This is a genomic window from Tateyamaria sp. 7Alg 36, assembly GCF_059882455.1.
Window position 1 is genome coordinate 2043157 of the sequence record NZ_CM187613.1, and the last position, 21715, is coordinate 2064871.

General features: G+C 59.4%; 23 protein-coding genes. 13 read left to right on the top strand and 10 right to left on the bottom strand.

Annotated features, from left to right (window positions below; all coding sequences use genetic code 11):
* Positions 1-35: 35 nt before the first annotated feature.
* The 3 genes from AC6GQJ_RS10035 to AC6GQJ_RS10045 all read left to right on the top strand — a co-directional run bounded on the left by AC6GQJ_RS10035 (position 36) and on the right by AC6GQJ_RS10045 (position 1707).
* Positions 36-614 (top strand): DUF1285 domain-containing protein, encoded by a 579-nt coding sequence (locus tag AC6GQJ_RS10035; RefSeq protein ID WP_500767790.1) that lies wholly within the window; start codon positions 36-38, stop codon positions 612-614.
* A gap of 30 nt (positions 615-644) precedes the next feature.
* Positions 645-1397 carry a hydroxypyruvate isomerase family protein gene (locus AC6GQJ_RS10040; protein WP_500767792.1) on the top strand — a complete coding sequence of 251 codons (753 nt, stop codon included), beginning with the start codon at positions 645-647 and terminating at the stop codon, positions 1395-1397.
* Between the two features lie 79 nt (positions 1398-1476).
* Positions 1477-1707: a DUF2798 domain-containing protein gene (locus AC6GQJ_RS10045; RefSeq protein ID WP_500767794.1), complete on the top strand. Its 231-nt coding sequence runs from the start codon at positions 1477-1479 to the stop codon at positions 1705-1707.
* A 7-nt stretch (positions 1708-1714) separates the two neighbouring features.
* Here AC6GQJ_RS10045 and AC6GQJ_RS10050 read toward each other — a convergent pair whose 3' ends face one another.
* Positions 1715-2929 carry an MFS transporter gene (locus AC6GQJ_RS10050; RefSeq protein ID WP_500767796.1) on the bottom strand — a complete coding sequence of 405 codons (1215 nt, stop codon included), beginning with the start codon at positions 2927-2929 and terminating at the stop codon, positions 1715-1717.
* A gap of 130 nt (positions 2930-3059) precedes the next feature.
* Here AC6GQJ_RS10050 and AC6GQJ_RS10055 point away from each other — a divergent pair, with 130 nt between their 5' ends.
* From AC6GQJ_RS10055 to AC6GQJ_RS10075, 5 genes are all read left to right on the top strand, one after another.
* Complete coding sequence (locus AC6GQJ_RS10055; protein WP_500767798.1) at positions 3060-3902, top strand: flagellar motor protein MotB; 843 nt, start codon at positions 3060-3062, stop codon at positions 3900-3902.
* 104 nt (positions 3903-4006) lie between these two features.
* A complete protein-coding gene (locus AC6GQJ_RS10060) occupies positions 4007-5308 on the top strand; it encodes a flagellar hook protein FlgE (RefSeq protein WP_500767800.1) in 1302 nt (433 codons plus the stop codon).
* A 43-nt stretch (positions 5309-5351) separates the two neighbouring features.
* Complete coding sequence (gene flgK / locus AC6GQJ_RS10065; protein WP_500767802.1) at positions 5352-6806, top strand: flagellar hook-associated protein FlgK; 1455 nt, start codon at positions 5352-5354, stop codon at positions 6804-6806.
* A gap of 2 nt (positions 6807-6808) precedes the next feature.
* Positions 6809-7816 carry a flagellin gene (locus tag AC6GQJ_RS10070; protein ID WP_500767804.1) on the top strand — a complete coding sequence of 336 codons (1008 nt, stop codon included), beginning with the start codon at positions 6809-6811 and terminating at the stop codon, positions 7814-7816.
* Positions 7813-8913 (top strand): flagellar basal body P-ring protein FlgI, encoded by a 1101-nt coding sequence (locus tag AC6GQJ_RS10075; RefSeq protein ID WP_500767806.1) that lies wholly within the window; start codon positions 7813-7815, stop codon positions 8911-8913. The genes AC6GQJ_RS10070 and AC6GQJ_RS10075 overlap by 4 nt, the downstream gene beginning before the upstream one ends.
* Before the next feature lie 89 nt (positions 8914-9002).
* Here the strand turns inward: AC6GQJ_RS10075 and AC6GQJ_RS10080 are convergent, their stop codons facing one another.
* From AC6GQJ_RS10080 to AC6GQJ_RS10090, 3 genes are all read right to left on the bottom strand, one after another.
* On the bottom strand, positions 9003-9341 hold the full coding sequence (locus AC6GQJ_RS10080; protein ID WP_500767807.1) for a hypothetical protein: 339 nt from the start codon (positions 9339-9341) through the stop codon (positions 9003-9005).
* A 64-nt stretch (positions 9342-9405) separates the two neighbouring features.
* Entirely contained in the window at positions 9406-10332 is a 927-nt protein-coding gene (locus AC6GQJ_RS10085) for an aldo/keto reductase (RefSeq protein WP_500767809.1), read from the bottom strand.
* Between the two features lie 4 nt (positions 10333-10336).
* Positions 10337-11164 (bottom strand): alpha/beta fold hydrolase, encoded by an 828-nt coding sequence (locus AC6GQJ_RS10090; RefSeq protein WP_500767811.1) that lies wholly within the window; start codon positions 11162-11164, stop codon positions 10337-10339.
* Between the two features lie 83 nt (positions 11165-11247).
* Between AC6GQJ_RS10090 and AC6GQJ_RS10095 the strand changes: the two genes are divergently transcribed.
* Positions 11248-11571: a hypothetical protein gene (locus AC6GQJ_RS10095; RefSeq protein WP_500767813.1), complete on the top strand. Its 324-nt coding sequence runs from the start codon at positions 11248-11250 to the stop codon at positions 11569-11571.
* 2 nt (positions 11572-11573) lie between these two features.
* Here the strand turns inward: AC6GQJ_RS10095 and AC6GQJ_RS10100 are convergent, their stop codons facing one another.
* The 6 genes from AC6GQJ_RS10100 to AC6GQJ_RS10125 all read right to left on the bottom strand — a co-directional run bounded on the left by AC6GQJ_RS10100 (position 11574) and on the right by AC6GQJ_RS10125 (position 16835).
* A complete protein-coding gene (locus AC6GQJ_RS10100) occupies positions 11574-12155 on the bottom strand; it encodes a TRAP transporter small permease (protein ID WP_500767815.1) in 582 nt (193 codons plus the stop codon).
* Positions 12152-13444 (bottom strand): TRAP transporter large permease, encoded by a 1293-nt coding sequence (locus tag AC6GQJ_RS10105; protein WP_500773881.1) that lies wholly within the window; start codon positions 13442-13444, stop codon positions 12152-12154. The genes AC6GQJ_RS10100 and AC6GQJ_RS10105 overlap by 4 nt, the downstream gene beginning before the upstream one ends.
* A gap of 93 nt (positions 13445-13537) precedes the next feature.
* Positions 13538-14566: a TRAP transporter substrate-binding protein gene (locus AC6GQJ_RS10110; protein WP_500767817.1), complete on the bottom strand. Its 1029-nt coding sequence runs from the start codon at positions 14564-14566 to the stop codon at positions 13538-13540.
* 120 nt (positions 14567-14686) lie between these two features.
* A complete protein-coding gene (locus AC6GQJ_RS10115) occupies positions 14687-15574 on the bottom strand; it encodes an NAD(P)-dependent oxidoreductase (RefSeq protein WP_500767819.1) in 888 nt (295 codons plus the stop codon).
* Positions 15571-16068, bottom strand: a complete 498-nt coding sequence (locus AC6GQJ_RS10120) for a gluconokinase (protein WP_500767821.1) — start codon at positions 16066-16068, stop codon at positions 15571-15573. The genes AC6GQJ_RS10115 and AC6GQJ_RS10120 overlap by 4 nt, the downstream gene beginning before the upstream one ends.
* Complete coding sequence (locus AC6GQJ_RS10125; RefSeq protein ID WP_500767823.1) at positions 16068-16835, bottom strand: SDR family oxidoreductase; 768 nt, start codon at positions 16833-16835, stop codon at positions 16068-16070. Before AC6GQJ_RS10125 ends, AC6GQJ_RS10120 begins: the two co-directional genes overlap by 1 nt.
* Positions 16836-16919: 84 nt before the next feature.
* Between AC6GQJ_RS10125 and AC6GQJ_RS10130 the strand changes: the two genes are divergently transcribed.
* The 4 genes from AC6GQJ_RS10130 to AC6GQJ_RS10145 all read left to right on the top strand — a co-directional run bounded on the left by AC6GQJ_RS10130 (position 16920) and on the right by AC6GQJ_RS10145 (position 21646).
* Positions 16920-17867 carry a 2-hydroxyacid dehydrogenase gene (locus tag AC6GQJ_RS10130; RefSeq protein ID WP_500767825.1) on the top strand — a complete coding sequence of 316 codons (948 nt, stop codon included), beginning with the start codon at positions 16920-16922 and terminating at the stop codon, positions 17865-17867.
* 7 nt (positions 17868-17874) lie between these two features.
* Positions 17875-18912 carry an L-idonate 5-dehydrogenase gene (locus AC6GQJ_RS10135; RefSeq protein ID WP_500767827.1) on the top strand — a complete coding sequence of 346 codons (1038 nt, stop codon included), beginning with the start codon at positions 17875-17877 and terminating at the stop codon, positions 18910-18912.
* Positions 18913-18963: 51 nt separating this feature from the next.
* On the top strand, positions 18964-20373 hold the full coding sequence (gnd, locus tag AC6GQJ_RS10140) for an NADP-dependent phosphogluconate dehydrogenase (protein ID WP_500767829.1): 1410 nt from the start codon (positions 18964-18966) through the stop codon (positions 20371-20373).
* Positions 20374-20656: 283 nt separating this feature from the next.
* Positions 20657-21646, top strand: a complete 990-nt coding sequence (locus AC6GQJ_RS10145; RefSeq protein WP_500767831.1) for a LacI family DNA-binding transcriptional regulator — start codon at positions 20657-20659, stop codon at positions 21644-21646.
* Positions 21647-21715 lie beyond the last annotated feature (69 nt).

Sequence of the window (21715 nt, forward strand, 5' to 3'; positions counted from 1 at the left end):
ATAACCTATTGCCTCTGGATGGAATGGCAAAACATATGAGTGGACAAAAAAGCGTGACACCGGATGCCGAGGGGCTTGTGGCCTCTATTACTGCTGCAAAAACGCGCGGTTTACCGCCTGTGCATCTTTGGAACCCGCCGTTTTGCGGTGATCTGGACATGCGGATCGCACGCGATGGCACGTGGTTTTACCAAGGCACGCCGATTGGTCGGCCCGCGCTGGTCAAACTGTTCTCATCGATTCTCAAGCTTGAGGACGGAAAATACTTTCTTGTGACGCCGGTCGAGAAGGTGGGGATTACGGTGGATGACGCCCCCTTTGTCGCTGTATCGTTCGAGGTAGACGGAAGCGGCGAAGCCCAAGCGCTGACCTTTACCACATTGACCGGCGATGTGGCCGTGGCGGGGCCGGACCATCCGATCCGCGTTGCCCATGACCCCGAAACGGGCGAGCCGTCGCCCTACATCCTGATCCGCGCCAACCTTGAGGCTTTGATTGATCGCAAGAACTTCTATCGTTTGGTAGATCTGTGTGTTCACAAGGACGGCTGGTTCGGCCTGTGGTCGGGTGGCGAATTCTTTAACGTGATCCGGTCCGAAGATTTGCCATCGTGAGGCGGACTGCGCCGCAGTAAGGGGTTTTCCATGCCACGATTTGCCGCCAACCTCACGCATCTTTGGGCCGAGTTGCCCTATCTTGACCGTTTCGACGCCGCTGCGGAGGCGGGATTTCAAGCGGTCGAAGTCCTTTTTCCCTACGATGTCCCCGCCCCCGAGACGCGGACGGCGCTGCGCCGGAACAAGTTGCAGATGCTACTGCTAAACGCGCCCGGACCGAATTATGCAGGCGGCACACGCAGCTTTGCCGCAGCGGCGGGCCGGGAAAAGCGGTTCGACTACGATATCCGGCGGGCTGTGCGTTATGCCGACGCATTGGGTGCGTCGATGATCCATGTGCTCAGCGGCGATGGTGCCGGGGCAGAGGCGAAAGCCACGATGATCGCCAACCTCAAACGCGCGACAGAGGCGTTGCCGGAAGGGCTGTGCCTGACCATCGAGCCGCTGAACACCATCGCGCAACCCGGATATTTCCTGTCGAGCTTTGACCTTGCCGCCGACATAATAGAAGCCATAGGCGCGCCGAACCTTGGCCTGCAATATGACAGCTATCACGCGCAGGTTATCACTGGCGATGCAGTGGGTACGTTCGAGGCGATGGAGCCTCTGATCCGGCATATCCAGATTGGCGACGCGCCGTCACGCACGCCACCGGGCACCGGACAGATCGACTTTGCCGCCCTTTTTGCGGCCATCGACGCCAGCGCATATGACGGTTGGGTCAGCGCCGAATACACACCTCAAGGGCGGACCGAAGAAGGGTTGCAGTGGATGCGGTGACCCTGTGCGCCAGCGCACTTTTCATCCCCGTCCCTTTGCATAGAAATGCGCGCAGGTAAGACATTCAAAGGACCGGCGCATGATCCCCGCACGCTACGCACATATCGCATTCGGCTTCATCCTCAGCGGGATGATGTCCTTTCTCGTGTCAGGCCTGTCGACCTTTATGGCCATCGGATTTGTCGCGGGCTTTGTCGGGCAGTGGCTGGGAGGATGGGTGACCAGTTGGGCGGTGGCCTTTCCGGTCGTGCTGGTTATTGCGCCAATTGCACGGCGGTTGGTTGCGGCGCTGACGATCAAGACGCCCTGATTGCTGGTCAGGCAAAGCGCGGTACTTGGCGCACGCGGCTGCGCCCGAACAGCCACAGCATGATGGCGATGTTCAAACCGTTCCACGCGATCCCGTTCCAGAACGCCATCTGATAGCTGCCTGTCACGTCGTAAATCCACCCCGACATCCAACCGCCAAGCGCCATGCCGACAATGGTCGCCATCAGCACGAACCCGACCCGTCCGCCCGCCTCGCGCGCAGGCATGTATTCCCGCACGATCAGCGCATAGCTGGGAACAATGCCGCCTTGGCTAAGGCCAAAGATCAGGCTGACCACATAAAGGGATACAAGCGCGTCCGATGGCAGGTAGAGCGCAAGCGCAATAGCCTGCAGGATCGACCCGATCAGCAAGGTGCGCACGCCACCCAGCCGGTCCGCGAGCATGCCTGACACCAGTCGCGACGCGACGCCGCCCAGCAACATGAGGGCCAACATCTCGGCGCCGACAGCGGGACCATAGCCCAGATCAGCACAATAGCTGACGATGTGAACCTGCGGCATCGACATAGCCACGCAGCACCCGACCCCGGCGAGCCCCAGCAGCCACGCCAAAGCGCGCGGCGACAACCCGACAGAGCGGGCATTGGCGTGCGACGCGGCCTCGGCCGTATCGTGGGCGGTTTGAGGCACTGACCGGCGCAGTGCAAAGGCCAGCGGGATGACAACCCCGAGCGTGCACAGTGCCAGCACCCCATAGGCCGTGCGCCATCCGCTATCCGCGAGAATGCCCGCCAGTAGAATTGGCCAGATCGCGCCCGACAGGTAGTTCCCGCTGGCGACAATCGCCACGGCGATCCCACGCCGCTTCATGAACCAGTGCGAGATATCCGCGATCAACGGCCCGAAACCGACCGAGGTCCCAAAACCGACCACCAGTTGCGCCAGCGACAAGGCAAGGATCGAACCGGACGCCATCGCCGCGCCATATCCTGCGGCGATCACAAGCGCACAAATCACCAGAACGCGGGTCACGCCCCAACGGTCCACCGCACGGCCAACCGCGAAATTCCCCACGGCAAAGCCGACCATGGTGGTGGTGTAAGGCAGGCTCGCCTCGGCGCGGCCAACGCCAAATTCGGCCTCGACCGCGGGCATGATGACAATGATCGCCCACATGCCCACATTGGCCACCGTCGCGATGGCGAGGGTCAGCGCCAGCCGGACCCATGAATACGTGCTGTCATGTGTTGCGTCGGTCATGCCGCCATCTGTCCGGTTTGCATGCCCGCGCGCAAGAGGCTGTGACAAGTATCTACAATTCTAGATGTTAACGGTGGAGAAACGCGGATGCCCTAAACCCGACCTCGGGTGAAAATTGAGGTGTGGGATTATGAGCGCGCAAGCAAATGCGCGGCCGATCATCATCAAGCGCAAGAAGGTCGTGGGCGGCGGTGGCCACCATGGCGGCGCGTGGAAGGTGGCTTATGCGGACTTCGTGACCGCGATGATGGCTTTCTTCATGTTGATGTGGCTGCTGAATGCAACAACGGAACAGCAACGCAAAGGGCTGGCGGACTACTTTTCGCCGACCATTCCGATCAGCCGGACATCCGGCGGTGGCGAAGGGGCCTTTGGCGGCGATTCCATTTTTTCGGAACAGACATTGCCGCAAAATGGCACCGGCGCGTCCTCTGTCCGGCCTACCGAGGCGGCGCAAGCAAGAGGCGAGACAGGCACATCCGATGCGGGTGAGGAAGAAGCCGCGCTACAGGACGAGATATTCGAATCCGTTGAATCCATGTTGATCGGCAAGGGCGGCGAGTCCACGGTGATGGAAAACGAATTGGAGCACATCAACACCGAAGTCACCGATGAGGGGCTGGTGATCGAGATTTTTGCCCGCGAAGGTGCGCCAATCTTTGTCGAAGGCACGGATATCCCCACGCCACTGCTGATCAACCTTGCGCATCTGCTGCGGGAATCCTTTCGCATTGTCTCTAATGACATCGCGATTGGCGGGCATGTGCAGGCGCAGCCGGTTGTGGTGGCCCGTAACTCAACTTGGAACAGTTCGACCGCGCAGGCTGATGCGATGCGTAAGCTGTTGGAACAAGTTGGTATTGCGCCGTCCCGTATTGCGCGGGTGACGGGCCATGCGGATCGGGAACCTGCCGTGCGCGACCCGATGGCGATCCGCAACAACCGGCTTGAAGTGGTTTTGATCCGCGATTGATAGCAGTCAGGCGAATAGATTGGATTTGATCTGTTAGCCTAACGTTAAGCAGGCCGGCCTATCTGTTGGCTCAACTCAAGTCGATACAGCAGAAAGGCGTGTCCATGACCATATCTTCTTCGCTTAACGCAGGTGTTGCGGGTCTTCAGTCCAATGCAACGCGTCTGGCGTCCATTTCGGACAACATCGCGAACTCTTCGACCTACGGTTATAAAAAGGTCCAGACCGACTTTCATTCGATGGTCATTTCGTCCAGCGGCGGGACGTATTCGGCAGGCGGCGTGCGCGCCACGACCTCGCGCCTGATTGATGAAAGCGGGTCGCTGGTTTCAACGTCGAATGCGACCGATCTGGCGGTGCGCGGTCGAGGCATGCTGCCCGTCGCCTTCGCAAGCGAGGTAGACGCGGGGAATGGCAGCCCGTTGATGCACCTGACCACCACTGGATCGTTCCGCACCGATGCCGAAGGATACCTTGTATCAGAGGCAGGTCTGGTCCTGATGGGATGGCCCGCACAGCCTGACGGGTCTGTGCCAACATTTCCCCGCGACACTTCGGACGGGCTGGAACCTGTTCAGATCAACGTGAACCAATTCTCGGGCGAGCCGACCACGACCATGTCCCTTGGCGTCAACCTTCCGGCAACAGATACCGATGCGGGTTCGCTGGGTGAAACCCAGTACCTGGCGGTCGAATATTTCGACAACTTGGGCACATCTGAAAACATCAACATCAGCTTTACCCCCACCGTGCCGGGCACCGGGTCGTCCAATGAGTGGACGGTCCAGTTGACGGACTCGGCCTTGGACGGTGCGGTTGTCGGTGAATATGTTCTGACCTTCGACGACAGTCGCGCAAGCGGCGGCACGCTTGCATCGGTCACCACAGTCAGTGGCGGGGCCTATGATCCGGCAACTGGCAACTTGATCATCACCGCAGAAGGCGGGCCGCTGGAAATCAACATCGGCACACTGGGCGATAACGACGGCATTACGCAGCTGTCGGACAGCTTTGCGCCCGTGTCGATTTCCAAGGACGGATCGCCCGTCGGCAACATGACCAATGTCGAAGTGGACGCAAACGGACTTGTCACGGCCTTTTTCGACACGGGGATCAACAGGACCATCTACCAAATTCCGCTAGTGGACCTGCCCAACCCGAACGGCATGGTCGCGCTGGATCAACAGACCTACCTGCCCTCGCCCGAAAGCGGCAGCTTCTTTCTGTGGAACTCGGGCGATGGCCCGACTGGCGACATCGTGTCTTATGCCCGCGAGGAATCGGCGGTGGATGTGGCAGGTGAACTTACCGCGATGATCCAGACCCAGCGCGCCTATTCGTCTAACGCCAAGGTGATCCAGACCGTGGATGAGATGCTGCAGGAAACGACGAATATCAAACGCTAATCCCGTCCAAATCTGGACCTGAAGTAACGCCAGAGGCCGCCATATGTCCATCACCAGTGCCCTCAACTCCGCCATGTCCGGACTGCACGCGGCCAGTCGCGCCTCTGGCCTTGTCTCCAACAATATCGCGAATGCGCTGACCCCCGGATATGCGCGCCGCACTCTGGCCGTTTCAGCGTCATCCATCGGCAACACCGGCGGGGTGCGCATCGACGGGGTTACGCGCCATGTCGATGCACAGGCCATCGCTGACAGGCGCCTCGCGGGATCCGATTTCGGATACCGGACCAACACGTCATCGTTTCTGAACAGGGTCGAAGACCTCATTGGCACGCCGGATCAGGCGGGGTCACTTTCCGCCCGTCTGGCCGACTTCCAGAACAGCCTGATCACAGCAAGCAGCCGACCCGACGCGCCAGAACGGTTGGACAGCGCGGCACTAAGCACCCGCGACCTTGCCAATTCAATTAACGCCGTGTCCCGAGGCATCCAAGATGCCCGCACCGAAGCGGAACGCAGCATTGCAACTCAGGTCGAGAAGCTAAACAGCACGCTTAAGGCTGTGCAGCAGATCAACGTCAGCATCACCGCTGCCAATGCGCAAAACGCAGAGATTTCCGCCCTACAAGACCAGCGGCAAGTTCTGATCGACGAGATCAGTGAGATTGTACCCGTCAGAATGGTCGACCGCGATCACGGCACTGTCGCGCTTTATACCACGGGCGGGTCCATTCTGCTTGACGGACAACCAGCCGAGGTTGGTTTCGAAGCCGCGAATTTGGTGACACCCTATATGTCCATCAATGATGGAACCCTGTCGGGCCTTACAGTGAATGGTTATGCCGTAAATACTTCCTCCACCGCTGGTCGCCTGCATGGTGGCACGCTGGGTGCACAATTTGAAATCCGGGATGAACTGGCCCCCGCAGCACAGGCGCAGATCGACGCACTGGCGCGGGACCTTATCGAACGGTTCGAGGACGCCGCAGTCGATCCAACGCTCGCTACGGGCCAAGCAGGTCTGTTCACCGACGATGGCGCACCGCTCGACCCGTTGGCCGATCTGGGATTGTCCAGCCGCATTGCATTGAATGCCAGCGTGGATCCGGCCAAGGACGGGGAAACCTGGCGCTTGCGCGATGGGCTCGGCGCGCTTGCACCGGGATCATCCGGCGACGCCACCCTTCTGAACGCCCTAAGCGACGCGTTGACCACCGCCCATATTCCATCATCCGGCGGCTTCGGACCCGGCGCACTGTCCGCCAGCGGTTTGGTCACGAGCATTGGGTCGAACATCGGGTCAAACCGATTGCGTGAGGATCAACTCCTCAGCTTTGCGTCTGCCCGATTCTACGAGCTTACGGAGAGAGAGTTGGAAAATGGCGTCGACACCGATGTGGAGCTGCAAAACCTGATGATCATTGAACAGGCCTACGCCGCCAATGCCCGTGTCATTGAAACCGTCGACCAGATGTTCGACACCCTTATGAGGATTTGAACATGGCCCATTTCTCTCTAGGCGATTTGGCGCAGACATTCATGTTGCAGCGTCGCGGTGCGGCGCTCAAAATGGATATGTCACGCCTGAACGATGAACTGGCGACCGGTCAAGTCAGCGACGTGAAGTCTGTATTGGCCGGCAACATTGGATACCTGACCGATATCGAGAACGATCTGGCGTCACTCGGAGGATACCAGATCGCCACAACTGAAGCGGCGCAGTTTTCCGAAGCTGTCCAAACAGCACTTGACCGGGTCGGTACAAGCGCCGGCGACTTAGGCACAACTTTGGTCACGATGTCACCGGGCGCGGTGGGGCCGATACTAGATCAATTTTCCAGTCAGGCGATGAGCGAACTGGAAACGATCGTGAGCGCGCTGAACACCAAGACAGGTGGCCGCGCCTTGTTCTCGGGCACGGCGACGGATCAAAAAGCGATCATTGGCGCAGACGCGATCCTGACTGGTTTGCGCGGCGCCATCGCGGGTTTGACGAACGCCCAAGACATCATTGACGCCGCAGATCAGTGGTTCGACGACCCCGCCGGTTTTGAGGCAGCGGCCTATTCTGGGGGGAGCAACGAGATGTCTCCCTTCCGGTTGGCGAAGGGCGAAGAGGTCCAGCTTTCTGTGAAGGCAAATGATCAAGTTCTGCGCGACACACTCAAACACGTCGCTTTAGCCGCGATTGCGGGTGAGGCGACAGGTGGGACTGACACCGAGGCACATCGGACCATCCTTGAAGATTCCGGCCGCAAACTTTTCAACGCCCAAGGCGAGTTGACGGCGGTGCAAGCCAAAGTGGGAACGGCCGAAGCGCGTATCGAGACCCTCGCGACCCGCAATGCCAGCGAGGAAAATGCACTGCTGATTGCGAAGGGCGCTCTTATCCAAGTGGATCCGTATGAAGCCGCAACAGAATTGGAGGCCGTACAATTTCAGCTACAAAGCCTGTATGCCGTCACCGCGCGCATGTCGGACATGTCATTTGTGAACTTCATCCGATGAAGTGGTTACTCTCCCTTTGCTGGGTGTTGTTCACCGTGCAAGTTGCTCTGGCAAATCCGGTACGTATCAAGGATCTTGTGGAATTTGATGGGGTACGCGGCAACGATCTGGTCGGGTATGGGCTGGTTGTTGGTCTTGATGGCACGGGTGATGGCCTGCGAAACGCGCCCTTTACCGAAGACATCATGACAAACATTCTGGAACGCCTAGGCGTGAACGTGACGGGCGAACAGTTCCGCCCAAAAAATGTTGCCGCTGTGTTTGTGACGTCTACGTTGCCGCCCTTCTCGCGCACGGGATCCCAAATTGACGTGACCGTTTCCGCGATTGGCGATGCGAAAAGCCTGCTGGGCGGTACGCTGATCATGACGCCGTTGAACGCCGCCGACGGACAGATCTACGCGGTGGCACAAGGGACGATTATCGCCGGCGGCGCTGTAGCGGAAGGCGACGGTGCAAGGGTGACACAGGGCGTGCCTACTGCGGGGGTGATCCCATCGGGTGCGCGTGTCGAACGGGAGATTGATTTTGAGCTCAGCTCGCTCAGCGATGTGCGGCTGGCCTTGCGCAATCCGGACTTTACCACGGCGGCGCGTATCGAGAACGCCATCAATTCCGGTTTTGGCCGGCGTGTTGCCACAATGCTGGATTCCGGCACAGTGACCTTGGATATCAACCAGACCAAGATGCGATCCGTCGCCCACGCGTTAGGCCGGATTGAAAACATCCCCGTTGAACCAGAGCGGAAAGCGCGGGTTGTGGTGGACCAGCGGTCGGGAACGATCGTTATGGGCGACGATGTCAGAATCTCTCGCGTCGCTGTTTCGCAGGGTAATTTAACCCTGAGGATACAAGAGCAACCTCTGGCCGTTCAACCAAGCCCCTTTGCCGAGGGCGAAGTTGTCGTCGTTCCCCGAACAACAGCGGACATTCAGGAAGAGCCGGGGATCGGTTTGGCCGAGATTCCCGATGGCGCGTCCTTGTCCGAGGTGATCGCAGGCTTGAATGCCCTTGGGGTCGCACCGCGGGACATGATTGATATCTTAAAAAGTATTAAGGCCGCCGGCGCATTGCACGCGGAGTTTATCGTTCGCTAGGTGCCTTAAAATATCCGCGTGCGCCTGCCGAAGCCTTTCGTCCCAAGTGCTGACTGCACAAGCTGACAATTAACGATCTGTTCCCGTCTTTAGGCGTCAGGCAAAGGGAACTCTTCGGCACGAAATACCGTGTGGAATACATCCCCATCAAAGAGTTCGAATAGCCGTTGCGAGGCTGCTTTGCTGGCATAGCGGGTTTCGGAATCCAGTGCTTCAGCAATCGCTTCGCGCGACGGGAAGCGCAGCGCGAGGACCATTTCGAGGTGGGTTTCGGGATTGTCGCTTTCAACTTCGCGCAGCATGCGGACTTCTTGGACGTGGGGGAAACGTGTCCAGAGGGCGACGAGTTCTGCCTTGATGTGGGCGTCGAACTCTTCTTTGCATCCCGGTTTGATATGACCCCGAAAAAAAGCGCAGCGTATGAACATGGTCGTCTCCTGAAAGTATGTGCGCCCGCATGATACTGGGATCGGGGCCTTGGACGTTAGTATATTAGAGGGCAAGCGCGCGGACCTGCGCGACGGTGTCGGGATCGGGGGCGACGTTCTGCGTAAGATCACAAATCTGGTGCACTTGGTCTTCGGTGTTGAGGCCAACAATTACGCTGGCGCAGTTGGCAGACATGAGGGGAAAGCGGATGGCGAACGCCGTCATGCCGTCCTGCGCGGCAGGGATTGCGGCGGCGATGGCATTGCGTTGGGCGAAGGCCTGCGCATAACGCTCTTTCTTCAGGCGGTGCCCATCGGGCAAGTCTTCCTGCGTCGTGTAGCGATCCGTTAACACGCCTTCAAACAGGGGGCGGATGGCAAGAAATCCGCGACCGTCTTGGGCCAGATCATCGATCACGGGGGACATTTCCAGCTCGAGCGCGTTGTAGTAGGCGATCAAAACGGACTGGCGGGGCGAGGCCATCGCGGCCTTTGCGCTTTGCGGGAAATACGGAAAACAACCGAGATGCGCGACCTTTCCCTTGTCGCGCAGCCGGTCAAAGGTTTGTTCTACGTCTTCGGCAATGCGCGCCAACAGCGGCAAACGCGCGGCCTCTTCATGCGGGCGGCACCGCCACATCCACTGTACAAACGCGATCCGGTCGGTGCAAAGTTCGCTCAGGGCTTCGTCAATCCGCGCCTCGAACTTTGCCGGATCGAAACCGTTATCGTCCCAATCGGGGACGGGAACCTTGATCACGTGATGCAGATCGTGACGCAGCGGATGATCCTTGAGGACATCGTGCATCAGCCACCGCACACCATATTCGTAGCTTGAGTGGATCAAGTTCACACCACGATCCAGCGCCGCACGCATTGCCCGCGCGTGGGTTGAATGTTCGGGGTCGTCGCGATTGGCTGCGACACGCATCGGGCCGTAGCAGACAACGGACACATTAAGATCGGTTCCGGCAAGGCGGCGCTGGTCCATGCGACTATGCCGCGTTCAGGTGGTCGGCGAACGCGATGATATCATCGACAAACCGTTCCGGAAATTCCGCATGCAAGGAATGCCCGCCGTCGCGATAGGTCACCACTTGGGCATCAGGCAGACGGCCGACCAGCTCATCAACGTCTTCCTGAATGCGGAACAGGCGGTCATGCAGACCGGTCAGCACCAGTGTCGGCAGTTTCAGTTCCTCGTAAGGGATGTTCCAGTCGGATTTGTTGACACCATCGGCGAGGCGGCGGCGTGGATGATCGGCAGGCCAGGGTGTGTATCCTTCGTCTGGCAGGTGCGAGGGGCGCAGGCGTTCCAGTTCTTCGCGGCCCGACAGGATCGGGCGCAATACGTCCAGCACCAAGGGCATCCCGCCCATGGCGATCAATCGCGCCTCGAGCGTATTGATCCATTCGACCTGCGCATTGGGTTTGCGCAGGGTGTTGATGAACACCATCGCTTCGGCCTGCGCGCCATTCAGATAGGCGTGGGCCGCGAACTGCCCGCCGATAGAGAGGCCCACCATGATAGGTTTCGCGGGTTCGACAGCTTTACTGACGCGACAGATGTCTTCGATGATCTCGGCAGGTTCCAACAACGCGTCGGGTCCGTAACGGGTGTCGCCCTGCCCGCGATAATCAAAGCTGAGCGTGCCATAGCCGCGGTCACGCAGCATGGGTGCAATCTTGTCCTCCCACGCGTCGGTCGTGGCCCCCATCGAGTTGTGGAAGACGAACGTATGCTTGTCGTCCTTGGGCGCGTGGTGGATGTAGTGGATCGCGTTATCGGCATCGATGTCGAGAAAGGCGGACGCTTGTGACACGGGTGTGTCTCCTTGGATTGTGTACGTTTTAGGTTATGATATCGGTAACACCCACTCAATTTTCCTCGGAAGGATTACGGCTCATGTTTACCAGAAGCGCAATATTTCGAGGGAAAATCAAAGCTGGGCACGAAGAGGAATTCTATGCGGCGGTTCGGGACAGGTTAGTTCCGGCATGGTCACAGATGCTGCACTCGACGGCGGTTCGGGTCTATCGCCCCCGCCAGTCCGAACCCGAAGGCGCAGACGTTTTTCTGGTGCAGGAAATCGACTATCCATCGCAGGAACATATTGAAGAGGCCCTTTCATCGCCGCGACGCGAGGCGGCCATGGCCGCGCTCGCTTCTGTTCAAGGTTTGTATGACGGCGCCCATCATCACATCGTTTATGAACGCCTGACGGACTGACATCACATGTCAGCCCATTGCCCCCCGTCATAAGGTCCGGGCGGTGGGCGGCGCGCCTCGACAAGGCCGATGACGGCGCGCCCGATCATTGCGATTGCCTGCAGGATCAACAGCACCCCGCCAATCGGCATGGCCATACGTGCGTGCGACACCATGAAGTAGCTGGACGGGCTGGTCTGCCCCCAACCCAGTTCGACAAACTTGATGCCATAGCGCACGAGGAACAGGCCAAAGCCAAGGACCAGCAGTTGCTGGAAGATCAGCAAGCAGAACTGCATTTGCGGTCCAAGCCGATCCCTAAGCAGGTCGACCTGAAGGTGAAAGCCGTCCCTAAGGCAGACCGCCGCGCCGATCATGGCGACATAGCCTGACAGGTAGGTGGCCCCTTCCTCGACCCACGGCAGCGGGAAGGGCAGGACGTAGCGGACGAGCACCTGCGTTACGAGCAGGATAAAGACCCCGCCCAAGGATAGCCCGATTGCCCATCTTGCCACCGTATCGACCCCGCCGAGCAGGCGGTCGTAGACGAGGAAGGCGCGATGCAGAGCGTTGGGACGCTGTGGTTCAGGATTTTGCGCGGTCATCGTGCCACTCCTCCCAGTTCAAAGTACCAAGGCAGGAAGGTGCTGAGCGGTGCGTATAGGACGATGACAACTGCAAGCACGACTTCCAGAATGATCATCGGCCACATGTATTTCAGCATCTCCGGCATGGAGCATTTGCCGATCAGGCAGGCCGTCAGGATTGCACCGCCCACGGGGGGTGTGAGGTGACCGACGCCCAGAACGATGATGATGATCAAAGCGGTGTGCACGGGTTCGTACCCGAATTGGTAAAAGATAGGGATGATGATCGGCCCGAACAGCAGGATGTTGGCCGTGCGGCCCACGAACATTCCGGCGATCAGCAGCACCACGATGATCAGCCCGACGATCACATATTGGTTCGACGAGAATTCGAGCAGGAACGACAGGACTTGCTGCGGGATGTGCTGCACCGCGACGATGTAAGAGAACGACAGCGCCACGCCGGAAATCACCACCACAGCGGCAGAGGTGACAGCAGCAGAGACGAAGATCGGACCCAGATCGCGCAAAGTGACCGTTTGGTAGATTACAACGGTCACCAGAAACGCGTAGCAGACGGCGACTGCGGCGGCTTCGACCGTGGTAAAGATACCGCCGAAAATGCCGACCAGAATGATCGCAGGCATACCGAGTGTCACCGCGCCGCTTTTCATTGCCGCGATGGCTTGGGGCAGTGTCGCCCGCGGGTGTTTGGGAATGTTGTGCTTGCGCGAGATGAAGTAGGCCATGAGCATATAGGCAATTGCCATGAATATGCCGACCGTGACGCCCGAGGCGAACAATGCCCCCACGGGCACGCCGAACACGGCACCGTAGATCACCATGACGATGGATGGCGGCAAGGTGGGCGACAGGGTCGCGGATTGGGCCGTCAGCGCGGCGGCGTAGCCCTTGGGATAGCCATCCTTGACCATCGCGGGCATGATGGTTGACCCCATCGCGGCAATGTCCGCCTGACCCGAGCCGGAGATACCGGCAAAGAAGACGCTGGACAGGATGTTGACCTGCGCCAGACCACCGCGGAAATGGCCGACGAATACCCGCGCGACGTCAAGAAGGCGGTCGATCAGCGATCCCTTGACCATGATCTCACCCGCGAGGATGAACATCGGAACCGCGAGAAACGTGAACGAGGTCACCCCGTCAAAGATCCGCTGGTTCAGAATGATCAGCGTCGATTCACGCCCTGTGTCTAGGTAATGGACCAAGGTAGACAGGCCCATGGCTGCAAAAATTGGAATTCCGATGAGCACGCCCACGATAAGTGCGGCGAGCATAATGAACACGATCAAGGGAGAGCCCTCTCGTTTTAGGGTGAGTGAAATCAGCCGGCGCAGATCATGCGCCGGCCTTAAGCTATCGACAGTCAGGCTGTCGGCTTACTCAGCAAAGCGGCTGCGAACGCCTTCGAGCGCGGACTGCGCCGTCTCGACGAAGTCGGGGTCCAGTTCTTCTGCAATGAAGTTCTGCCCAATCGGGTAGGCCACCTCTTGCCACTGGGCCAGCTCGTCCGCTGTCAGCACTGTCACGACGTTGCCGTTGGCGCGCGCCTGTTCGATGGCTTCATGCTCAAGCGTGATGGCCGCGCCGTTCTGGATCATGACCGAAAGGTAAATCGCCTCTTTCAAGACCGACTGAAGTTCGGGTGCCAGCGCGCCATAGAACTCTTCGTTCAGCAGGTAGGCCATGTAGGAATAGCTGTGACCGGTCATCGAGATATTGTTCACGATATCAAGGTGGCCATTGCCAGCTGCACCCGACAGGCTGCCTTCGACACCATCAATGATGCCGGTTTGCAGCGCTTGGTTCCGCTCAGATCCGGACAGACCGACAACACTGCCGATCCCCAGACCTTCCCAGAGGGCGATGTTCAAGGGGCCCGGTGAGACGCGAAGTTTGGTGGTGCCAAGGTCGGACGGAAGCCGGATAGGGCCTGCCGCCGTATAAAGGTTGCGGACCGAGTTTTCGGCAGCGCCCATGAAGCGGATCGAGTTGTTCGATTTCTCAAGCAGGTGATCGCGGACATAGGAGACGAATTCGTCGTCTTCCATCAGCGCATAGAATTCGCGACGGTCGGCAAAGAGATATGGCGCGTCAAAGAACTGGAAGTTCGGCGCAACCGCGGACAGCCCGTGGACGCCAACAACATACATGTCGATTTCGCCCAGCATCAGCTGGTCTACCACGTCCCGGTCACTGCCGAGTGCGCCGTGAATCACGAGGTTGACTTGGATCTCTCCTCCCGAACGACCCTCCACCATCGTTTTGAATGCTTCGGCTGCGACCGTCGAACTCGGGTTCTCCGAGTGCGCATAGGTCATCTCTGTCTGAGCGATGGCACCGGTTGCAAAAAAGGTGACCATGGCCGTCGACGCTGCGACTTGCTTGGCAAGTTTCGTAAAGATCATAGCGGTTCCTCCCTGTTATGATATCGATAACATTGGAGGGTAAAAAACTATGTGTCAAATTCTTTGTGAAAGTTTTTAAGGCAGAGGGCTGCGCGACCTCAAAGCGTTGGGCAGGCTTTTCTACCCAAGCTTGTTGATGTCCGCACCGTCGAAGTATTCGATCAATGTCGCCTGATCCTCGGGACCGAATCCTGCCGCTGTCATCATGCGGTGAACCTCGGCACAGATGGCAGTCAGGGGCATAGACGTGTTGGTCCGGCGCGCCAGATCCTGAGCGCCGTTCAGGTCTTTGACCATGTTGTCGATGCGGCCCGTGCGGCGGTAATCCTTTTCCACATAGCGTGGCATATATTCCTGTAGCAACGCGCTATCCGCGCGCCCGCCCTTCAGTGCCTGCGGAATTTTGGCGGCATCAACACCTGCATCAACGGCAAGGCGTGTTGCTTCGGCAACGGCCATGAACCCAAGGCCGCACAGCACCTGATTGATCAGCTTGGTCGTCTGCCCCGCGCCGACCGGTCCCATATGGGTGTAGTTCGAAGCGACATGGCCCAGAACGGCGTGGGCATCTTTTACATCCGCCTCGGCTCCGCCAGCCATCAAGGTCAACTCGCCGCTCAAGGCTTTGGGCGCGCCACCGGACAAGGGGCTGTCGACCCAGCGCAAGCCTTGCTTTTCTGCCTTGGCAGCAAGCTCTTTGGTCGCCTCGGGATCGATTGAGGACATGTCGATGATCAAAGTGTTCTTTCGCGCGCCTTCAGCCACGCCAGCCGGACCAAACACGGCGGCGTCAATAATGCGCGGCGAATTAAGGCTAGTGATGACATAGTCCGATGCTGCCGCAGCCTCGGCTGCGCTATTTGCGGCAACGGCACCTTCGGCAACAAGCGCCTGTACCTTTTCCTGATCCAGATCGAAAACCGTAAGGGTATTGCCCGTTTTGACCAAACGGGTGCCGATGGCCCCGCCCATTGCTCCTGCCCCGATCAATGCGACGCTGACTTTCATGATCTCATCTCCCTTGTTGCTTCCAATAGCTGTCCGAGAACAGCCTCGGGCGATTGATCGATATCGACAGATACCACAGCTTCGTCTGCGCTTGGCATCTCTAGTGCCGCGAACTGGCTTTCCAACAAAGCAGGGGGCATGAAGTGCCCTGCGCGGTTGTTCAGGCGTTCTGCGATCACTTCTGGTGACCCCGACAAGTGCAGGAACGTAACGGGGCCATCAACCGCAGCCGCGATCCGGTCGCGGTAAGCACGCCGGAGTGCGGAGCAACACATGACGGCCCCGTCTGCCGCATCGGACAAGGCTGCGCCAACGCGGTCGAGCCATGGCCCCCTGTCCGCATCGGTCAGCGGCTGACCGGCAGCCATTTTTGCGATATGTTCGTCAAGGTGCAGATCGTCGCCGTCAATATAGGTGGTGCCGGTCGCCTTGGCAAAAGCGGCGCCGATATGCGACTTGCCGCACCCGCTGACTCCCATGACCACAAAGCGCATCAGAGCGACGCCGTAATGCCGCCGTCAACAAACAGCGTGTGTCCATTCACAAAGCTGGACGCGGCGGAAGACAGGAAGATGCACGCACCAACGAGTTCTTCGACATTGCCCCAGCGGCCTGCGGGGGTGCGTTTTTCAAGCCATGCGGAAAACTCGGGGTCAGCCACGAGAGCCGCATTCAGCGGCGTATCAAAATATCCTGGCGCGATGGCGTTGCACTGCAACCCGTGCTTGGCCCAATCCGTCGCCATGCCCTTGGTCAGGTTCGCCACGGCCCCTTTGGTCGCGGTGTACGGCGCAATACCCGGACGGGCGAGGAGAGTTTGAACGCTGGCGATATTGATGATCTTGCCGGCGTTCCGGTCAATCATGTGGCGCGCCACGGCCTGCCCGACATTGAACACGGTCGAGATATTGGTGCGCAACAATTCTTCGAATTTGTCGGCAGGGAAATCTTCAAGCGGGGTGCGGTGCTGCATGCCCGCGTTGTTCACAAGAATGTCGATCTGCCCGACTTCCTTTTCGAACCCGTCAACGGCGGTACGCACGGCAGCGTGGTCGCTGGCGTCGAATGGCAATTGATGCACGACGACACCCTGCTTGGCCAGATCTTCGGCAGCGGCAGCGAGGCGCTCCTTATCACGACCGTTCAAAATGACTTCGGCACCGGCACGCGCCAAACCGGCAGCCAACGCCAGACCAATGCCCTGCGACGACCCTGTCACAAGGGCGCGGCGCCCTGACAGATCAAATAATTCAATGCTCATGCTGATGTCCTTTTACTCTCGACAACCCTCGTTTTGTCAATTTATGATATCGATAACATTCAATGTCAAGCGACGGAGTCGAAGATGAACAAACCCGCAATTCTTCAGGTCGGGGCCTATCCCGAATGGGATCAAATACCGCTTGATGAGGCGTTCGAAGTGCACCGTTATTTCGAGGCCGAAGATGGCACAGCCTTCCTTGCCGAAGTCGGCCCCAAGATCCGCGGCATCGCAACCCGCGGAGAGTTGGGTGCGGACAAGGCAATGATTGATGCCTGCCCGAACCTCGAAGTAATTTCGGTATATGGTGTTGGTTTCGATGCCGTCGATCTTGCCGCCTGCCGCGAACGGGGCATCCGTGTCACCAACACGCCCGACGTACTGACCAAAGACGTCGCTGATTTCGGCGTGGCGATGATGCTGTGCCAAGCGCGCGACATGATCAGCGCGGAACGCTGGGCACGCGCGGGTGACTGGGCAACCAAAGGCAACCACCCACTGTCGCGCCGCGTTCACGGCGCAAAGGCTGGCGTGCTTGGCCTTGGCCGCATCGGTTTCGAAGTTGCGAAACGCCTTGCCGCTTTTGACATGGACATCGCCTATTCCGACATCGCGGAAAAGGACTATGCCCCCGACTGGACCTACATCCCCGACCCCGTCGCGCTGGCAGCACATGCTGACTACCTGTTCGTCACAGTGGCAGCCTCGGCCGAGTCGCGCCACATTGTCGGCAAGGATGTGATCGAAGCGGTTGGTCCCGAAGGCATGATCATCAATGTTTCGCGCGCGGCCAATATTGATGAAGAGGCGCTTTTGACCGCCCTCGAAACCGGCACGCTCGGTTCAGCCGCGCTTGACGTGTTCGAGAACGAGCCGCGCTTTGACCCGCGCTTTACCGAACTGCCCAACATCCTGCTGCAACCCCACCACGCCTCCGGCACAGTCGAAACCCGCAAGGCAATGGGAAAATTGGTGCGCGACAACCTGAGCGCACACTTCTCGGGCGCGAGCCTTCTGACACCGGTATTGTGAGACTTCTATGAAATCTATTGTCATCCACGCCGCCCACGATCTGCGCATCGAGGAGCGTCCCGAAGAAACGCCTGGCCCGAACCAAGTGGCAATCCGCCTTGCCGCTGGTGGCGTCTGCGGGTCCGACCTGCACTACTACAACCACGGTGGGTTCGGCGCGATCCGGTTGAAAGAGCCGATGATCCTCGGGCACGAAGTTTCCGGCCACATCACCGCCTTGGGTGACGGTGTGACTGGTTTGAAAGTCGGCCAACTGGTCGCCGTTTCGCCGTCGCGGCCATGCAATGATTGCGAACAGTGCCGCCGCGCCCTGCCCAACCAGTGCCTGAACATGCGCTTTTACGGCTCTGCCATGCCCTTTCCGCATATTCAGGGCGCGTTCCGCGAACATCTGGTGGCGGACGCCGCGCAATGCGCCCCAGCAGACGGGCTGACAGCGGGTGAGGCGGCGATGGCCGAACCGTTGGCCGTAACGCTCCACGCGACGCGCCGCATTGGCGATATGGTAGGTAAATCCGTTCTGGTCACCGGTTGTGGCCCCATCGGCCTGCTGTCGATCCTTGCCGCACGACGCGCAGGTGCGGACCGCATTGTCGCCACGGACCTGTCGCCCTTTGTCCTCGACATGGCGCGCAAGGCGGGCGCGGACGAGGTGATCAACATGGCGCAAACCCCGGACGGCCTTGACCGTTTCGCCGCCGACAAGGGCACATTCGACGTGCTGTATGAATGTTCCGGCGCTGCCCCTGCCCTGACAGCCGGCGTTGCGGCCCTGCGCCCACGCGGCATCATTGCGCAGCTCGGTTTGGGTGGCGACATGAGCCTGCCCATGATGGCAATCACCGCCAAAGAACTCGAATTGCGCGGTTGTTTCCGCTTTCACGAAGAATTCTTTACCGGTGTCAGCCTGATGCAAAAGGGTCTGATCGATGTGACGCCTTTGATCACCCACACCGTACCCCTTGCCGAGGCCGAAACCGCCTTTCGCCTTGCCGGAGATCGCAACCAGACGATGAAGGCACAGATCGCGTTCGGCACTGCCTGACCATTTCAAAACACCATACCCGTCACACCTAAAAATTAAGGGAGCGAGACGTTGAAAAAACCAGAGATTGGCCTTGTCGGCCTTGGCACCATGGGGGCCGCCCTAGCACTGAACATTGCGGAAAAGGGGTTTCCCATCGCAGTCTGGAACCGGACCACACAGGTGACACTGGATTTCCACGCATCCGCAGGGGCGCTTGCCGACTCTGTACTGCCGACCACGTCGCTGGAAGAGCTGGTAGACACCATCGCACAGCCGCGCACGATCATCCTGATGGTCCCCGCAGGTGAGGCTGTGGACCACCAAATTGAAACACTGCGCGGGCTTCTTGGCCCAGACGACCTGATCATTGACGCCGGCAATGCCGATTTCCACGACACCAACCGCCGCGCGCTGGCGGCTGGTCCTTTGCCCTACCTTGGCGTTGGCGTTTCCGGCGGTGAAGAAGGCGCGCGACATGGCCCTTCTGTCATGGGCGGCGGGTCCAAAGCGCACTGGGATCGGGTCGCCCACATTTTCGAGGCGATCAGCGCGAAATACGAAGGCTCTCCCTGTGCCGCATGGATGGGCGAAGGCGGCGCGGGCCATTTCGTAAAATCCGTCCACAACGGGATCGAATATGCCGACATGCAAATGATTGCCGAGGTGTATGGCATTCTGCGCGACGGCATGGGCTTGGACGCCGCCGCCATCGGCAAGGTGTTCGCCAAGTGGAACGAGGGGCCGCTACAATCCTACCTGATCGAAATTTCGGGCAAAGTGGCCGAGGCCATGGATGAAACCACTGGTCGCCCCATGCTGGACGTGATCGTGGACCGCGCGGGACAAAAGGGCACAGGGCGCTGGACGGTCATTGAATCCCAACGCCTCGCCTCGCCCATTCCAGCAATCGAGGCGGCGGTTGCCGCGCGCAACCTGTCTTCGCGCCTGCCCGAACGCCGCCAGGGCGAAGCACTGTTCGGCGCAGCACCGCGCAAACTGGCTGACGATGCGCTGACCATCGACGCGCTGGAACAGGCGCTCATCGTTGGCAAAATCCTGTGCTATGCTCAAGGCTTCCAGTTGCTGACCGCTGCGTCAGAGGATTTTGGATGGGATTTGCCCCTGCCGGAAATCGCCAAGGTTTGGCGCGCGGGCTGCATCATCCGCTCGGCCATGCTTGATGACATGGCCGAAGCCCTGCAAGAAGATGGCGACCGCAACCTGATGCGCGCGCCCTATTTCGCGGATCTGATCAAGGCAGGCGATACCGACTTCCGCCAGACCGTGGCCCAAGCCATCTCCCACGGCCTGCCTGTTCCCGCGCTGGCCTCGGGCATCGCCTATTTCGATATGATGCGCACAGGTCGTTCCACCGCGAACATGATTCAGGGGCAACGCGATTTCTTTGGCGCGCACGGGTTTGAACGCATTGACGGCGGCAGTAACCACCACGGTCCGTGGGGCATGAAACCGGCCTGATACGGCCCAAGGGCAGGTCTGCCTCCGCCTGCGTGCGACAGGTTAGACAGCCACCCTAAAACAATAAACCGCCGCAAATGTTCACCGTTTGCGGCGGTCATGTTCATTACCAAACAGTTATTGCAGGCTGCTCTTACCACGCAGCTGACCGAATGGACGTTCCGACGCCAAAACCTATCCCAATGCCCCAAGTCAGCGCCTCAACATACGCAACCGAACGCTTTCTTTGGCCAAAAGGTAACGATATAAAAATCTAATGAGCACATCTCGCAAGCCTCCCAAGATGAGCGACGTCGCCCGCGCGGCAGGCGTCTCCACCATGACCGTGAGCCGCGCGTTCAAGAACAACACCTCCGTCAGCGAGGCAACGCGCGCCGCCATCCTGAAGGCTGCGGACGAACTGAATTACGTGTTTGACAGCACCGCGTCGAGCTTGCGGTCGCAGCGCACCGACTTTGTTGCCGTCACGATCCCGTCGCTGAACAACGCGAACTTTGCCGACACAGTCAGCGCCCTGTCCGACGTGATCAAAGAGAACAACCTGCAAATCCTGCTAGGCTACACCAACTATGACCAGACCGAGGAAGAGCGGCTGGTGGAACAACTCCTCCGCCGCCGCCCCGGTGCGATCGTTGTCACCGGCGGGCGGCACACAGCACGCACGCGGCGGCTGTTGGAAAACGCCAACATTCCGGTGATCGAGACATGGGATCTGCCCGAAGAACCCATCGGTCACGCAGTGGGCTTCTCCAACGCCGAGGCGGTCTGCGACCTTGTTGACCATTTCGTCGCCCAAGGTCTTACCCGCATCGCCTTCATCGGCGGCGAGGTGGACCGCGACGCACGCGGTGCCGCGCGACGGGCCGGTTTTTTGTCAGCCATGCACAAGCACGGGCTCGACGCGACGCGCCTGATCGACGCTGGCGCGCCCCCGATCTCGATGCGCGAAGGGGCCACCGCCATGGCGCATCTTCTACAAGTCTTGCCCGACACCGAGGCCGTCATTTGCGTGTCCGACTTGTCGGCCTACGGCGCCCTCACCGAATGCCAACGGCGCGGCGTCGCGGTGCCAGAGCGCCTCTCCATCGCCGGTTTTGGGGACTATGAAGTCGGAGAGGTCAGCGTGCCGTCCCTGACAACGATCAACCCCTTCCCGCGCGAGATCGGCGCGCGTACAGCGAAACTGTTGTTGGACCTGATGGAAGGGAACGATACCGACGCTAAACAAATCCACATCGCCCCCCGCCTGCTGATCCGCGGCTCAAGCCGATAAGCGCGGCCACACGCCGAAACCGATCTTGCATGATTGCGCGACCACTTTGATAGCAGAGCCTTGGCAGTC

What these genes read in the sequence shown, in the direction of transcription:
- AC6GQJ_RS10135 (WP_500767827.1), top strand. Translation starts at nt 17,875, where the DNA reads ATGAAATCTATTGTCATCCACGCCGCCCACGATCTGCGCATCGAGGAG.
- AC6GQJ_RS10100 (WP_500767815.1), bottom strand. Translation starts at nt 12,155, where the DNA reads ATGACCGCGCAAAATCCTGAACCACAGCGTCCCAACGCTCTGCATCGC.
- AC6GQJ_RS10095 (WP_500767813.1), top strand. Translation starts at nt 11,248, where the DNA reads ATGTTTACCAGAAGCGCAATATTTCGAGGGAAAATCAAAGCTGGGCAC.
- AC6GQJ_RS10045 (WP_500767794.1), top strand. Translation starts at nt 1,477, where the DNA reads ATGATCCCCGCACGCTACGCACATATCGCATTCGGCTTCATCCTCAGC.
- AC6GQJ_RS10085 (WP_500767809.1), bottom strand. Translation starts at nt 10,332, where the DNA reads ATGGACCAGCGCCGCCTTGCCGGAACCGATCTTAATGTGTCCGTTGTC.
- AC6GQJ_RS10120 (WP_500767821.1), bottom strand. Translation starts at nt 16,068, where the DNA reads ATGCGCTTTGTGGTCATGGGAGTCAGCGGGTGCGGCAAGTCGCATATC.
- AC6GQJ_RS10070 (WP_500767804.1), top strand. Translation starts at nt 6,809, where the DNA reads ATGGCCCATTTCTCTCTAGGCGATTTGGCGCAGACATTCATGTTGCAG.
- AC6GQJ_RS10145 (WP_500767831.1), top strand. Translation starts at nt 20,657, where the DNA reads ATGAGCGACGTCGCCCGCGCGGCAGGCGTCTCCACCATGACCGTGAGC.
- AC6GQJ_RS10115 (WP_500767819.1), bottom strand. Translation starts at nt 15,574, where the DNA reads ATGAAAGTCAGCGTCGCATTGATCGGGGCAGGAGCAATGGGCGGGGCC.
- AC6GQJ_RS10130 (WP_500767825.1), top strand. Translation starts at nt 16,920, where the DNA reads ATGAACAAACCCGCAATTCTTCAGGTCGGGGCCTATCCCGAATGGGAT.
- AC6GQJ_RS10060 (WP_500767800.1), top strand. Translation starts at nt 4,007, where the DNA reads ATGACCATATCTTCTTCGCTTAACGCAGGTGTTGCGGGTCTTCAGTCC.
- AC6GQJ_RS10110 (WP_500767817.1), bottom strand. Translation starts at nt 14,566, where the DNA reads ATGATCTTTACGAAACTTGCCAAGCAAGTCGCAGCGTCGACGGCCATG.
- AC6GQJ_RS10040 (WP_500767792.1), top strand. Translation starts at nt 645, where the DNA reads ATGCCACGATTTGCCGCCAACCTCACGCATCTTTGGGCCGAGTTGCCC.
- AC6GQJ_RS10125 (WP_500767823.1), bottom strand. Translation starts at nt 16,835, where the DNA reads ATGAGCATTGAATTATTTGATCTGTCAGGGCGCCGCGCCCTTGTGACA.
- flgK (WP_500767802.1), top strand. Translation starts at nt 5,352, where the DNA reads ATGTCCATCACCAGTGCCCTCAACTCCGCCATGTCCGGACTGCACGCG.
- AC6GQJ_RS10035 (WP_500767790.1), top strand. Translation starts at nt 36, where the DNA reads ATGAGTGGACAAAAAAGCGTGACACCGGATGCCGAGGGGCTTGTGGCC.
- AC6GQJ_RS10055 (WP_500767798.1), top strand. Translation starts at nt 3,060, where the DNA reads ATGAGCGCGCAAGCAAATGCGCGGCCGATCATCATCAAGCGCAAGAAG.
- AC6GQJ_RS10075 (WP_500767806.1), top strand. Translation starts at nt 7,813, where the DNA reads ATGAAGTGGTTACTCTCCCTTTGCTGGGTGTTGTTCACCGTGCAAGTT.
- AC6GQJ_RS10050 (WP_500767796.1), bottom strand. Translation starts at nt 2,929, where the DNA reads ATGACCGACGCAACACATGACAGCACGTATTCATGGGTCCGGCTGGCG.
- AC6GQJ_RS10080 (WP_500767807.1), bottom strand. Translation starts at nt 9,341, where the DNA reads ATGTTCATACGCTGCGCTTTTTTTCGGGGTCATATCAAACCGGGATGC.